The sequence below is a fragment of the Capnocytophaga sp. oral taxon 326 str. F0382 genome (assembly GCF_000318295.1).
Lineage (GTDB): Bacteria > Bacteroidota > Bacteroidia > Flavobacteriales > Flavobacteriaceae > Capnocytophaga > Capnocytophaga periodontitidis.
Window position 1 is genome coordinate 64,610 of the sequence record NZ_KB291456.1, and the last position, 15,286, is coordinate 79,895.

The 15,286-nt window shown below is 40.9% G+C and carries 14 protein-coding genes; all 14 read left to right on the forward strand.

What is annotated here, in order from left to right:
• Positions 1-16 precede the first annotated feature (16 nt).
• Positions 17-430 carry a hypothetical protein gene (locus HMPREF9073_RS12465; RefSeq protein WP_232212967.1) on the forward strand — a complete coding sequence of 138 codons (414 nt, stop codon included), beginning with the start codon at positions 17-19 and terminating at the stop codon, positions 428-430.
• A gap of 2 nt (positions 431-432) precedes the next feature.
• Positions 433-843 carry a Holliday junction resolvase RuvX gene (gene ruvX, locus HMPREF9073_RS12470; protein WP_009414138.1) on the forward strand — a complete coding sequence of 137 codons (411 nt, stop codon included), beginning with the start codon at positions 433-435 and terminating at the stop codon, positions 841-843.
• 19 nt (positions 844-862) lie between these two features.
• Positions 863-2,965 carry a glycoside hydrolase family 97 protein gene (locus tag HMPREF9073_RS12475; protein ID WP_009414139.1) on the forward strand — a complete coding sequence of 701 codons (2,103 nt, stop codon included), beginning with the start codon at positions 863-865 and terminating at the stop codon, positions 2,963-2,965.
• A 2-nt stretch (positions 2,966-2,967) separates the two neighbouring features.
• Positions 2,968-4,992 carry a glycoside hydrolase family 65 protein gene (locus HMPREF9073_RS12480; protein WP_009414140.1) on the forward strand — a complete coding sequence of 675 codons (2,025 nt, stop codon included), beginning with the start codon at positions 2,968-2,970 and terminating at the stop codon, positions 4,990-4,992.
• The gene (locus HMPREF9073_RS12485) at positions 4,985-7,042 is read left to right on the forward strand and encodes an oligopeptidase B (protein ID WP_009414141.1); all 2,058 of its coding nucleotides are present in this window, start codon (positions 4,985-4,987) and stop codon (positions 7,040-7,042) included. Before HMPREF9073_RS12480 ends, HMPREF9073_RS12485 begins: the two co-directional genes overlap by 8 nt.
• A 385-nt stretch (positions 7,043-7,427) precedes the next feature.
• Complete coding sequence (locus HMPREF9073_RS12490) at positions 7,428-8,456, forward strand: rod shape-determining protein (RefSeq protein WP_002680118.1); 1,029 nt, start codon at positions 7,428-7,430, stop codon at positions 8,454-8,456.
• A gap of 74 nt (positions 8,457-8,530) precedes the next feature.
• Positions 8,531-9,364, forward strand: a complete 834-nt coding sequence (mreC, locus tag HMPREF9073_RS12495) for a rod shape-determining protein MreC (RefSeq protein ID WP_009414142.1) — start codon at positions 8,531-8,533, stop codon at positions 9,362-9,364.
• Complete coding sequence (gene mreD / locus HMPREF9073_RS12500) at positions 9,361-9,867, forward strand: rod shape-determining protein MreD (protein WP_009414143.1); 507 nt, start codon at positions 9,361-9,363, stop codon at positions 9,865-9,867. The genes mreC and mreD overlap by 4 nt, the downstream gene beginning before the upstream one ends.
• Positions 9,864-11,723 (forward strand): penicillin-binding protein 2, encoded by a 1,860-nt coding sequence (gene mrdA / locus HMPREF9073_RS12505; protein ID WP_034555932.1) that lies wholly within the window; start codon positions 9,864-9,866, stop codon positions 11,721-11,723. Before mreD ends, mrdA begins: the two co-directional genes overlap by 4 nt.
• A 108-nt stretch (positions 11,724-11,831) precedes the next feature.
• Entirely contained in the window at positions 11,832-12,233 is a 402-nt protein-coding gene (locus HMPREF9073_RS12510; protein ID WP_009414146.1) for a hypothetical protein, read from the forward strand.
• A 2-nt stretch (positions 12,234-12,235) separates the two neighbouring features.
• Complete coding sequence (locus HMPREF9073_RS12515; protein WP_009414147.1) at positions 12,236-12,997, forward strand: Fic family protein; 762 nt, start codon at positions 12,236-12,238, stop codon at positions 12,995-12,997.
• Between the two features lie 14 nt (positions 12,998-13,011).
• Complete coding sequence (locus HMPREF9073_RS12520) at positions 13,012-13,611, forward strand: hypothetical protein (RefSeq protein WP_009414148.1); 600 nt, start codon at positions 13,012-13,014, stop codon at positions 13,609-13,611.
• A gap of 28 nt (positions 13,612-13,639) precedes the next feature.
• Positions 13,640-14,197: a Maf-like protein gene (locus tag HMPREF9073_RS12525; protein ID WP_009414149.1), complete on the forward strand. Its 558-nt coding sequence runs from the start codon at positions 13,640-13,642 to the stop codon at positions 14,195-14,197.
• An 11-nt stretch (positions 14,198-14,208) separates the two neighbouring features.
• A complete protein-coding gene (locus HMPREF9073_RS12530; protein ID WP_009414150.1) occupies positions 14,209-15,108 on the forward strand; it encodes a hypothetical protein in 900 nt (299 codons plus the stop codon).
• Positions 15,109-15,286 lie beyond the last annotated feature (178 nt).

The following is a 15,286-nucleotide window of genomic DNA, read 5'->3' on the forward strand; positions in this document are numbered from 1 at the left end:
AAAACTACAAATGGCTATGCGTATAGCCATTTGTAGTTTTTGGTATTTGGCAGGTTGGGCAATAGGTACTGGTACTTTGTACAGCTGCTACAACTATAGTATAGAATCACAAGGTGTTAGCTTGTTCTATTCATTAGATAAGTTATTGCTTTTTCATTGTGGCATTTCAGTTTTAGTGTTTATCATCATTCTTGTGGTACACCTAAAACGCCCCCAATACACTGCCTTTGCCTTTGTAGCGGGCTTTGTACTGCGACTTATAGCTGTGATTCTCTTCTGTTTACCTTTAGAAAAACTCACAAACTCTCAACCCCTATACGAACTACTTTTTATAGCCTTACCTACTTTCTATTTTATAGCCTTAGAAACAGTTATTGCCATTCGATTGGTGAAATCAGCAAGTCGACAAATTGACAAATCAACAAATTAATTATGCGCATTTTAGCTATAGACTACGGAACCAAACGCACAGGTATTGCTGTAACCGACCCCCTGCAAATCATCGCTTCAGGGCTTTGCACAGTAGAAACCCCTACCCTACTCGCTTTCCTAAAAAAATATACTGCCGAGGAAGCCGTAGAAGCCTTTGTAATTGGGCAACCTAAACGACTCAATAACGAGGATTCCAGCGTAGAAACTCACATTCAGCAGTTTATAACACAATTGCAAAAAGAATTCCCTACAATCTCTATACATCGCCAAGACGAGCGCTTTACCTCTAAACTCGCTTTCCAAACGATGATTGATAGCGGACTAAAAAAAAAACAACGCCAAAATAAGGCGCTCATCGATGAAATAAGTGCTACCATTATCTTACAAGAATTTTTATCAGGTAAGAAATAATAACAAAAATATTTAACCAATGAAAAAGTTTATTATCACTATTGTATGTATGTTGTGTGTTGCGCCTCTTCTTTTTGCGCAAACTCTTTCATCTCCTAACGGGAACCTCAAACTCTCATTTCAGCTTACTGAAAAAGGTACGCCTATGTATGCCTTAACTTTCAAAGGCAAAACAGTCATCAGCGAGAGTGCTCTGGGGTTTGTAATCAACCAAAAGGAGGATTTCAACAGCAATTTTGAAATCACAGATGTTCAATTTGCTGAAGCTAATAGTGTATGGCAACCCGTATTGGGCGAAAACAAAGAAATACGCGACCATCACAAAGAAATGTTCGTCCGTCTCACTCAGAAAAACAACGGACGACAATTGTACTTGCGGTTTCGCTTGTTCAACGATGGTTTAGGTTTCCGTTATGAATTTCCAGTGCAAGCTAACTTTCGTCACTTTAGAATTCAAGAAGAGCTTACTACTTTCCAACTTTCGGGTAACCACAAGGCTTTTTGGATTCCCGCTGACTACGATACAAACGAGTTTCCTATTACCACTTCTGCTATTTCAGAAATTCCTAAACTTATCGACAAAGTGCGCGAAGAGCCTTTGGCTGCCAAAGCTCCTACTCCCAATGTAGCCGTACAAACGCCTTTGATGCTCAAATCAAATGATGGATTGTACATCAATCTGCACGAGGCTGCTTTGGTGAATTACCCTTCGATGATGCTCAACGTCAGTGCTACCAAACATCAGTTATCAGCTCATTTAGTCCCCGATAAGAATGGGGTAAAAGGCTATATTCAAACAGGTAGCGTAACGCCGTGGCGTACGATAGTAGTAAGCGATGATGCCCGTGATATTTTAGCTTCTAACCTTATCCTCAACCTCAACGAACCCTGTAAAATCGCCGATACTTCTTGGATTCACCCTACTAAATACATAGGCGTTTGGTGGGAGTATTTCATAGGAGGCGGCAGTACGTGGGCTTACTCCGATGACCGCGATATTACCATTGGCGTTACCGATTATACAAAACTAAAACCTAACGGACATCACGGTGCTAATACCGAGCACGTAAAACAATACATCGATTTTGCCGCTCAACACGGTTTTGATGCCGTTCTTGTGGAAGGTTGGAACGAGGGCTGGGAAGATAATTATGCTTACGACAAAGAGCGCATCTACAGCTTTACCAAAGCTTACCCCGATTTTGATGTACAAGCACTACACCAATACGCCGCTGCCAAAGGAGTAAAACTGATTATGCACCACGAAACTACCTCCTCAGTAGTTGATTACGAACGCCACCTGCACGAGGCTTTCCGATTTATGAACGACAACGGTTACGACGCCGTGAAAACAGGTTATGTTGGACCTATCATTCCGCGCAGCGAATACCACGACGGACAATGGATGGTAAACCACTACAACTATGTAGCCGAAACTGCTGCTAAGTACCGCATAATGGTCAATTCTCACGAGGCGGTGCGACCTACCGGTATGAGCCGTACTTACCCTAACTGGGTAGCCCAAGAGAGTGCACGCGGTACCGAATTTGAGTCGTTCAACGGCAATCGTCCCGAACATACTACTATCCTCCCCTTCACCCGCTTAATGGGTGGCGCTATGGACTATACCCCTGGTATTTTTGAAGGCGATTTGAGCCGATATGGCAACAACAAAGCCAAACGTAGTACTACTCTTGTGAAGCAGTTAGCACTCTACGTAACAATGTACAGTCCGTTGCAAATGGCAGCCGACTTGCCCGAGAACTACGAAAAACACCTCGATGCTTTCCAATTTATCAAAGATGTAGCAGCCGACTGGGATAATACTTATATTTTAGAAGCCGAACCCGGCGATTACATCACCATTGCCCGCAAAGCCAAAGGTAAAAACGAGTGGTTCATAGGTGCTATTACCGATGAAAACGCCCGTGAAGCTCTCGTTGATTTCAGTTTTCTACCCAAAGGAAAAACCTATACCGCTACCCTCTACACCGACGGTAAAAATGCCGATTGGCGTACCAATCCCAATAGTTACTCCATCAAAACAATGAAAGTAACTCAAAAAACCAAACTCAAACAACGCCTTGCCCCCAGTGGCGGCTTGGCTATAAGTATCAAGTGATTATGAAACAATTCTTTTTCATTATAGGTTTCATTTGCTGTGCTTCACTGAATGCCCAAGACCCGTGGTTGCTCAAAGCAGAGACCATCAACCCCGCGAACTATTACGGGGTTACAATAGGCAATGGAATGATAGGGATGCGTTCTTCTGCTGTACCCCTACAAATAGACCAAGTAATCATAGCAGGGTTGTACGATTACGGCAAAAGTAGGGTAGTTTCGGCTATGCCTAATATCAATCCATTACAACTGCGAATGGCTATTGATTACGAGGATATCAACACTCATTCTGTTAGTGATTTCACTCAAGAATTAGATATGCGCAATGGGGCGTTCTCAGGTCACTTCAGCTTTAAAAACAAAGCTAAAGTTACCTACACTTATTATGCCTTGAGGCACTTGCCTCACACCTTGCTGTTAGACATCAGCATTACCCCTTTGCGCGATATTACACTTCTGGCAGAGAACATTCTAACCACCCCCGATGGCTTCCGCAACCCTGAAAACTACTTCAATGAAATCAATCCGCCTCACGCTCATATCCCATTGCTTACTACGGTGGCTCAAACACCAGCAGGGAATGCCAAAGTAGCAGTGAGTAACGCTTTTCTTTTCGATAAAAAATACGGTGACACTCCCCAAATATTGCACGAAATGAGAGACTACAATAGTCACCTAATGCAATTCACTCATAGACTAAAAGCAGGCGAAACCTATTCTTTCTCACTAATTGGCAACCTAATAAGCTCTCAGCACTCTGCCGACCCTTATAATCAAGCCGAAAGACTCTGTACTTATGCTTTCTTGCAGGGACACGAGGCGCTACTCGCAGGACATAACAAACAGTGGGCAAAACTATGGGAAAGCAACATTGAGATTGAGGGAGATGCACAGGCTAATCAGGACATCCACAATATGTTATACCACTTATACGCATCGGTAAGTGAGCTCCATTCCTTTTCTCTTTCTCCTTATGGGTTAAGCCACACAGGGTATATGGGACACATATTTTGGGATACCGAAATGTGGATGTATCCCCCTTTGCTATTATTGCACCCCGAAATAGCTAAAAACCTCCTCAACTATCGCTATCAAAGGTTAGAACGCGCCCAACACAACGCTGCTCTACACGGTTATCAAGGGGCGATGTTTCCTTGGGAAAGTGCCACATCAGGAGAAGAAGATACCCCCGTATGGGCACTAACAGGTACTTACGAGCATCACATCACTGCCGATGTAGCTATAGCAGTATGGAATTACTATTGTGTAACTAAGGATAAAGAATGGTTGCGCCGCATAGGCTACCCCATTTTAGAAAGTACCGCTACCTTTTGGCAAAGCCGTGTGAGTGAACAAGCTCCCTATCAAATCAAAAACGTAGTATGTGCCGATGAATGGGCTGAAAATGTAGATAACAACGCCTATACCAATGCAGCTGCTAAACTGAATTTGCTCTACGCTACTGCTGCTGCTAAAGTATTAGGGATAAAAACTAACCCTCAATGGAAAACCATAGCCGAACAGCTCGTTTTCAGCACAATGGATAATGGCGTAACCCGTGAACACGATAGCTATACGGGGCAAGCAATCAAGCAAGCCGATGTAAACCTATTAGCTTATCCGTTAAAAGTAATTACCGACAAAAAGCAAATACACAAAGATTTAGAGTATTACAAAGATAAAGTGCCTTACAACGATACTCCTGCGATGACTCAGGCTATATTCTCTCTCTTATACAGCCGATTAGGCGACCGCGAAAAGGCTTATAAGTACTTTACTGAAGCCTATCACCCTAACCTCTTACCTCCTTTTAGAGTAATGGCTGAAACCAAAAATGGTAAGACTCCTTATTTCCTCACTGGAGCAGGAGGCGTATTACAAACGGTGATGATGGGCTTTGGAGGCTTAGATATATCCGAAGAAAAAGGCATACAACAACTGAAAACTGTAATGCCTACACATTGGAAAAAAATCACTTTAAAAGGTATCGGAATTGACAAAAAAACATATATCATATCAAATGAATAAACCTCAATCACACCCTCCTAAAGCTAAACAAATACCTCATATATTCACCGAATTTGGCAACAAACGCACCGATAATTACTATTGGATGCGCGAGCGCGAAAACCCTGAAGTTATTGCTTATTTAGAAGCCGAAAACGCCTATTATCAGGCGCAAACAGCACACACCAAACCTTTGCAAGAAACGCTCTTTGCCGAAATGAAAAGCCGCATCAAAGAAAACGACAGTTCTGTGCCTTACTTTTACAACGGTTATTGGTATCAAACTCGTTATGAAGAAGGTAAAGATTATCCTATTTATGTGCGCTACAAGGAAACGATCAAAACTCTCGAAGAAGTGCTTTTCGATTGTAATGCGATGGCTAAAGGCAAAGCCTACTTTCACCTCGATAGCTTTGCCATAAGCGACGACAACCAGTGGGCAGTTTTTGGGGTAGATACGGTATCTCGCCGGCAATATACCCTGCAAATCAAGAACCTCAGCACAGGTGAAATACTGCCCTATAAAATTAAAAATACTAACGGACAAGCAATTTGGGCAGCCGATAGTCGTACCATTTTCTACGTGAAGAACAACCAGCAAACCCTGCGCTCTTTCAAAGTATACCGCCATATTTTAGGTACTGACCCCAAAGGCGATGTACTGATTTTCCACGAAAAAGACGATACTTTCGATGTGTTCGTCTACCGCGAAAAGTCTCGCAAATACCTTGTGATAGGAAGCGAGAGTACCCTTACATCCGAATATCAAATCTTGAATGCCAATACCCCTCTCGAGGCTTTCAAAGTATTCCAACCCCGCACACGTGGCTTGGAGTACGATATCGCTCATTATGAGGAGTATTTTTATATCCTCACCAATAAAGATGGCGCGACCAACTTCAAACTGATGCGTACCCCCGAAAGTGCTACAACTTCCGAGCATTGGGAAGAGGTAATAGCCCATCGTCCCGAAGTACGCCTCAACGATATCGAGATTTTTAAAGATTTCTTGGTAGTCGAAGAAGTGTACAACGGCTTAGAACGTATACAAATACGCTCGTGGGATGGCTCAAAAACGCATTACCTCCCCTTTGATAGCGAAACTTATACTGCTTATACTACTCAAAATATAGATTTCAACACCGAATGGCTCCGCTACAACTACCAATCATTGGCAACTCCTGCTTCTATTATAGAATATAATATGCGCACTGGCGAAGAGCGCCTACTAAAAGAACAAGAAGTATTAGGTGGGAACTTCAACAAAGATAATTATATAGAAGAACGCCTTTGGGCAACTGCCCCTGACGGAGTAAAAGTTCCTATTTCGCTCATCTACCGCAAAGACATAGTGAAAAACGGGCAAAATCCTTTGTTACTCTACGGTTATGGCTCGTACGGAGTAACCATCAATCCTTATTTTTCTACCACTCGTTTGAGCTTGTTAGACCGCGGTTTTATCTATGCTATTGCACATATCCGCGGAGGAGAGTATTTAGGTCGCCAATGGTATGAAGATGGCAAACTCCTCAAAAAGAAAAACACATTTACCGATTTTATCGCTTGTTCTCAGTACCTCATCGCCGAAGGCTACATCTCTCCCGAACATCTATTTGCCGAAGGTGGCTCGGCTGGAGGTTTGCTAATGGGTGCCGTGGTGAATATGGCACCGCAATTGTATAAGGGCATTATCGCATCAGTGCCTTTTGTGGATGTGGTAACCACAATGCTCGACGACAGTATTCCACTCACTACGGGCGAATACGACGAGTGGGGAAATCCTAATAACGAGGAATATTACAATTATATGCTCTCCTATTCGCCTTATGACCAAGTGCGAGCCCAAGCCTATCCAGCAATGTACGTGAGTACCGGTTTACACGACTCACAAGTTCAGTATTGGGAGCCCGCCAAATGGGTAGCTAAACTGCGAGAACTCAAAACCGACGACCATCCGCTGTATTTAGATACCAATATGGAAGCTGGTCACGGCGGTGCCTCAGGACGCTTTGAAGCCCTAAAAGAAACTGCAAAAGAATACGCTTTCCTGCTAACTTTGCATAATCAATAATAGCCTTTTTTGTGTCATACTTTGTAGGGGCGTTTTGCAAACGCCTACATAGTAACGATTACTTTAATAATCAGTCATTTTACCTACTTTGTAAAAACAATTAGCCAAGCACTCTATTTAAAAATTTGATATATGATTTTTTAACCTCTCAACAAATATAAGAAACTCCTGTTTTATAATTCACTTAAAACATTAAAAATCTTACCTTTATAACTCAAAATTCAAATAATAGAACACTCCCTATTATTTGAATTTTTTATTTTTTTAATCAATTATTTGCTCACCTTATTTTTTTTTCGTAAAATTGCACCCGCTAAAAAAGTATCCTTTCAGATACTTATCTAATTGATTTTTAAGATAAACATACAACAGAAAGAAATAAAATATGGGTTTTTTCGATTTCTTAACAGAAGAAATAGCAATAGATTTGGGTACTGCCAATACACTTATCATTCATAATGACAAGGTGGTAGTCGATAGCCCTTCTATTGTAGCATTAGATAGAACAAACAAAAAAATTATAGCCGTCGGGCAAGAAGCTCGCTTGATGCAAGGGAAAACTCACCCTAACATCACTACCGTACGCCCCCTAAAAGACGGGGTGATTGCCGACTTCGACGCTTCCGAGCAAATGATTGGTATGCTCATCAAAAGCATCCCCGCTTTGCGCAAACGCTTCTTTTCTCCATCATTGCGTATGGTGGTGTGTATCCCTTCAGGGATTACCGAAGTGGAAACTCGTGCCGTTCGCGAATCGTGTGAACGCGTAAATGGTAAGGATATCTACCTCGTGCACGAACCTATGGCAGCCGCTATTGGTATTGGGCTCGACATTATGCAACCGAAAGGTAATATGATTATCGATATAGGTGGGGGTACTACCGAAATCGCTGTCATTGCCCTCGGAGGTATCGTATGCGACAAATCAGTGAAAATCGCGGGGGACATCTTCAACTCCGATATCGTTCACTATATGCGCACCCAGCACAACCTCTACGTGGGTGAAAGTACTGCCGAGAATATCAAAATCACCGTAGGTGCTGCCACCGAAGACCTCGATGCTCCACCCGATGACATTATGGTACAAGGGCGCGACTTGCTCACTGGCAAACCTAAACAAGTGCAAGTATCTTACCGCGAAATGGTAAAAGCCCTCGATAAATCTATTTTGCGTATTGAGGACGCTATTATGGAAACCCTTTCTCAAACACCTCCTGAACTCGCCGCCGATATCTACAATACCGGTATTTATATGGCTGGTGGGGGCTCTATGCTCCGCGGTTTAGACAAGCGTATCTCTATGAAAACCGACCTCCCCGTATATGTAGCCGAAGATCCTTTGCGCGCCGTTGTACGTGGTACCGGTATCACCCTAAAAAATATCAATAAATTTAGAAGCATCCTACTTAAGTAGGAGATAAGAGATAAGAGGTAAGAAACGGAACCTCACTTCTTATCTCTTACCTCTTACTTCTTAGCTAAATAACTATGAACCAAATCATCCAATTTTTCATTAGAACGAGGAACTTTTTCGTGTTCCTCCTGCTGTTTCTATGCGCTATTGGTTTGGTTTTTAGAAGTAATTATTACCCTCAAAGTGCCTATATCAATTCGGCAAATGCCCTATCGGGGAAACTTTATGCTTTTTCTAACTATTGGGCGCAGTACTTCAGTTTGAAAAGCCAAAATGAAGCCTTAACCGAAGAAAACCGCAACTTGCGCGACCAAGTACTCCAAATGCAAGAACAGTTGCGACAAACAAAAGGTGTTGATAGCCTCGGCTTCACCACCGATTCACTGAAGTACAAAGTCCTAAAAGCTAATGTAATCAATAACAGTTTCCGCCTCCAAAAAAACTACCTCACTATTGATAAAGGTAGTAAAGATGGCGTAAAACAGGATATGGGCGTACTCTCACCACGAGGTGTTGTAGGAATTATAGAAAACACTTCAGGTCATTTTGCAACTGTACAGAGCGTGCTCAACAGCCGTTCAGCCCTCAATGCAATGGTAAAACGTACCCAGCATTTCGGTTCTCTACACTGGAATACCAAAGAAGTAAACAAAGTACAATTACTCGAAGTCCCAAATATCGCCCCTATCCAAAACGGCGACACCATCGTAACAGGTGGTATGTCTAACATTTTCCCTAAAGGAATCCCTATTGGTAAAATTGTGCATTTCGAGAAAAGCAAGTTCGATAATACCTTCATCATCGATGTTTGGCTCTTTACCGATATGTCTAACCTCGATTATGTATACCTCATTGAAAACAAAGATAAAGATACTATTTCAGCTTTAGAAAAACAAAACCCAAAATGACGCACCCACTTGTAAAAAATACCTTTCTATTCATAGCTTTAGTACTTTTACAAGTGCTTATTTTCAATCATATAGAGTACTGGGGCTATGTAAACCCGATGATTTACATCGTGTTCCTTTTGGTAGCTCCTTATCGTGAAAATCAAGTACCCTATCTGTTAGCTGCCTTTGTTATAGGTCTCTGTATAGATATTTTTTCTAACACTGGAGGCTTGCACGCCGCCAGTTGTGTATTGATAGCCTACTGCCGAAAAAGTATCTTACTCATCGTCTTTGGCAGGAATTTTGAGTATCAAGAAATGGACTTAGCCAGCTATCCATTCACCAAAATCTTTAGTTATACAACCCTAATGGTGGTAGTGCATCACACCCTATTCTATTTCTTAGAAATATTCAATTTCAACCATTTGCTACTTACTTTTACTAAAATTATAGGGGCATCTATCTTCACTATCATCGTTTGCTTGCTCACTATTTATCTGTTTAGTAAAAATAAAAAATGAGAAAACTCCTGCTGCCCATCATTATCATATTCACTGCCGTCGTAATCTTGTTGCGATTGTTCTTCCTGCAAATCGTCTTCCACGACGATAGCAACAGCATCGATAATATCGCTATCGAAACTGTTTACGACTACCCCGAACGCGGCTATATCTACGACCGCAACGGCGAACTCTTGGTCTCTAATCAACCCGCTTACGACGTGATGGTTATTCCCAGCGAAGTGAAAAATTTAGATACTCTCGAACTCTGTAGCTTGTTAGAACTTGAAAAAAACGACTTTAGAGAACGTCTCCAAAAAGCTCGCGACTATTCGCGCAAAAAACCATCGGTAATCGTACACCAACTCTCCAAAGACGATTACGCCATACTCCAAGAAAAAATGCGCAAATTCCAAGGTTTCTATATACAAAAACGTATGCTCCGCAGTTACCTCACTCACAATGCAGGGAATGTATTGGGCTACATAAGTGAAGTAAACGAATGGGAACTCAAAAAAAATCCTTACTACCTCGCTGGTGAACTCATCGGGCGTAGCGGAGTTGAAAAACAATACGAAGAGTTTTTGCGCGGCAAGAAAGGAGTACAATACTTCCAAAAGGACAAGCACAACGCTGCTATCGAACGTTATAAAAATGGCGCGATGGATACCCTGCCTATTATGGGGCAACCCTTGCAACTCACTATCGATATAGGCTTGCAGGCTTATGGCGAACAACTGATGCAACACAAACACGGCGGTATTGTTGCCATTGAACCTAAAACAGGCGAAATTCTCGCTCTCATCTCCGCCCCTACTTTCGACCCCGCCTTGTTAGTAGGACGCGAACGCTCCAAAAACTACACCGCTCTCTACAACGATTCTATCGCCAAACCTCTCTACGACCGTACACTACTCGCCGAATATCCCCCAGGGTCTCCTTTCAAAGTAATAAATGCGCTCATCGGCTTGCAGGAAGGGGTCATCACTCCTCAAAGTGTGTTCAGCTGTGGCGGGGGCTATCGCTATGGCGGACATATTATGCGCTGCCACTGCGGACGTAGTTCTAACGACCTTTTACACGGTATCGCACTCTCTTGTAATGCCTATTTTGCCAATACTTACAAGCGCGTCATCGATATGAAAACCACCTCAGCAGTAGGTATGGACAAATGGAACGCTCACGTGCGCAGTTTTGGACTTGGCGGCTTCCTCGGCTGTGACCTCCCTACAGGGCGTGCGGGCAAAGTGCCTAATACCGCTCTGTACGACAAACAATATGGCGTTAAACGATGGAACGGCACAAGCAATATTTCCAACGCTATCGGGCAAGGTGAAATACTCACCACCCCCATACAGCTCGCCAATGTAATGGCTGCTATTGCCAATAAAGGGTATTTCTACACTCCTCATATTGTAAAACAGATAGACAACAAACAAACCCCTTTTCAAGAATACACTGTGCCCAAGCACACCACTATAGACCCTAAACACTTCGAGCCCGTAATCAAAGGAATGAATATGGCTTATTTAGCTGGTACTGCGCGCCGTACTCAAATTGATGGCATCAATATTGCGGCAAAAACAGGAACAGCCGAGAACTTCATCAGGGTCAATGGCAAGCGTATGCAACTTACCGACCACTCTATATTTGTTGCCTTTGCTCCTGTAGAAGACCCTAAAATAGCTATCGCCGTATTTGTAGAAAATGGTTATTACGGAGCTCGTGTTGCCGGACCTATCGCCTCCCTAATGATTGAAAAATACCTCAAAGGTGAAGTATTTCGTTGTGACCTCGAACGCCAAATGCTCGAAAAAAGCCTCGAACACGAATACCTAAAACCTTATTTAGGGCAAAAATTCTATATCAATCAGTAAGGTGTATATTGCTCCTTTAATGTATACTTACCTTGACAGTTACATTTCTTAATCTAAAGATTGATACTACTGAAAATATTTCATAATCATTAATTTATTGTATTTTTTATGAGAAAAATAGCGTTTTTATTTATAGTAGTTTTTATCTTTTGGAATAGAGGAAATGCACAGTCTTCAAAAGGGAAAGATGAAATTCTTTCTTATATTCCTAACGAGGATAAGGGAGAGGTAGAATTTGGTTGGAAAGTGCCTACTAAAGAGGCTATAATCACATTTTTAAAAAGACTTCCTGAAATATCTACGCAAGAATGGCATACGTGTTATGGTTCTTTTCAGTCTAATGTAAAAGGGTCTTTGCGCTATAAGAATCATATTTATGAATACGAAGTAAATGCTGGTGGTTGGATATATTTATCATCAAAAGAAAAGACAAAAATTTTGGGTAGCAAAGACAAAAGAGATACTATTAGCAATTTTATCTCAGTATATTATTGCGATGAAATGAAATAAATATGAAACCAATATTCAACGACTATCAAAAGAAGTTATCAGATATTATTTTAGAGAATAACGCCATCTCGCCTTTGAGTGAACTCTACTCCAACGAAATAAGAGAGTTAGCCGTGGTGTGGTCTTATTATTCTGGAAAAATAGAAGGCAATACCTATAGTTTCGTAGAAACTGAAACCTTGCTCAAAGACGGTATTACCTCAGCAAAAAAATTCGAAGATGCCAAGATGCTCAAGAACTTGTACAACACCTTTATAGCTGAATTACAACATATAAAAAGTGGCAACAAAGAGGTGATAGACAAGAGGTTCTTAATGCAAATGCACTCACAACTCCTCGATGAATTAGTTGACGACCGCGAGCGTGGCATTATTAGAAAAAGAGCCGTGCGCATAGCGGGTAGCGATTATGTTCCACTGGCTTCACCTACAGCAATAGAAGAGAGTTTAGACCATATCATAGCGCAGCAAGCAAACCTCTCCAATCCATTAGAGAGAGCCGTTTATCTGCATTGCAATATAGCCAAGTTGCAACCTTTTATCGATGGCAACAAACGAACTGCTCGCCTTACCGAAAGCGTTGTGCTAATGAATGAAGATATCATCCCCATATTCTCTACTAACAATCTAGATATCAACGATTATCGCTCAGGGCTCTTATACTTCTACGAAACAGAACAATACACTCGATATGCCGACTATTTCTTACAAAACAAACTCAAATATTTACAAAAATATACTGATAAAGATTTGATGCCTCATTAGTTGTTATATTAAAAATGAAAAAATATTACTATCACATATATTTGTTCTTCTTTTGTACATTTTTCTTTTTATCTCTTATAGGAAATGCACAAAAAAGTTCAAGCTATGAGTTTTATAATAAAACAAAGAGCCTCGGAATTGGTTTAGTGAAAGTAGAAAGTGATATCATAACTATTAACAGTCAGACTTTTAACAAGAGTTTAAACGAATATATATACACTCCTAAGTATATAGTACCAATATTCTTCAAACCTGAATATAATATTTTTTATATCGTTTGTCTCGGTGACCAAAGAGAATACTATAAAGTTTTATCGGCAAATGGTGAAGAATATTTGGTATCCAAAGCACAAACAAAATTCATATCTTGGGAAGATTTTTTAAAAAATACTACAGGAATTTCCAATTTAGATTGGAGCAAAAATCCCTTGCGAAAAGAACCTTTTGAAAAGTCGAAAATCATTAAACTAAAAGATACCGATGCTACATTCAATATAATAGGAGTGAAAAAAGATTGGATTGAAATACAAAGTGATAACAATACAAATGAGAAAGGCTGGATTCAATGGAAAAAAGAAAATAGATTATTAATAGAAATCTATCTACTGATTTGATTCTGCTTGCCTCGATAAATCAACAAATATGAAAAAAATAATCCTTGCCTCAGGCTCTCCGCGCCGCCAGCAGTTCCTAAAAGAGTTAGACCTCCCCTATGAGGTCATTCTCAAACCCGTAGACGAAACTTACCCTACACACCTGCAGCGCGAACAAATCACTGATTATTTGGCACAACTAAAAGCCACACCTTTTGCAGGAGAAATACCTCCTAACTGCGTGCTCCTCACTTCCGATACCATCGTGTGGCACGAGGGCAAAGCCTTGGGTAAACCTAAAGACACCGCCGATGCCTTTGCAATGTTGCATTCGCTCTCTGGCAAGACCCACGAGGTGATTACTTCCGTATGCTTTACCACTGATGAAAAGCAAGTTACTGAACACTGCATCACCAAAGTAACTTTCAAAGAACTTTCTAACGACGAAATCAGCTATTACATAACTAAATATCAACCATTCGACAAAGCAGGAGCTTACGGCATCCAAGAATGGATTGGGCATATAGGCGTTATCGCTATCGAAGGTTCTTATAACAACGTAATGGGACTGCCTACGCATTTAATTAGCAAATTCATAAATTCGTAAATTCTCAAAATATGAAAAAATTTCTTTACATAACATTCACTCTCTTAGCTTTATCCGCTTGTAAAAATACCTCCACAACCGATAAACAAGAAAAAGAAGGCATCACCATCCTGCAGGATAGCATTAAAACGCTCACCTCTTCCAATTTTGAAAACGTGGTAACTGATGATCCTAACCCTGAGCTTGTTGCTATTGTAAAAGATGCCCTGCAAAAGGTCGATTCGCTTTATAAAGGAGAAGAAAATTGGCTGTACACTTACTTTTCTAAAGACAGCATAGCCAAAACTACTATCAAAGCAGGTAAGTTCTTTAACAACCAACCTTATGTAGTGGTTCATATTGATGATAGGATAATAGAATCATTAGTAGAAGTGTACAAAATAGAAAAAAACCGCACTTTTAGAAAGAAACTCTCGTATATAGACGACTTCACTTATGCCGTGCACGATTCTGTTTTCGATGCCAACGGCGATAGTATTAATGATTTTAATATAGATTGGTGGACAACAGGTGCTTTTGGTTCCAGCATTATCTATATTTATCTGTTCGATCCTAAAACCGAAAAATTTTCTACTGCTTACGAGTTTGATAACGCTACTTTTTACCCCAAAGAAAAAATCATACGAGGAGTAGAGGCTGGTTTTGGAGGAATATCAGGCTTGTACAAGATGAAATGGGTAGGCGATAAAAGCGATAAAACAGAAGATATAGAATACATCTATCCTGATTACACTACCAAAGGCAAAACATTTATACGGACTAAAACTCCAAGTGAATATCCTGAACGAAAAGAGGGGGAACTTCTCAAAAAAGTCCCCGAAGAATACCATGACCAGAAAGATTGGTTTTTACGGTATCAGGAAAGAGGCGGTTTGCCCTTCCTTGAATTAATCTTAAAAGACAGAAAATAAACACTATCCATTATGAAAAAACTCCTTTTAATATTTTTATTTCCTTGCTTTTTTTCCTTTACAGAAAGGAATAAACAATATCAAACTGAGGATTTTCGTAAAGATATAGTACTCAGTACAGGAGAATACTATAACTTAACGTCTGTTCGATATAACAGAACATTGATTTACAGCTTTG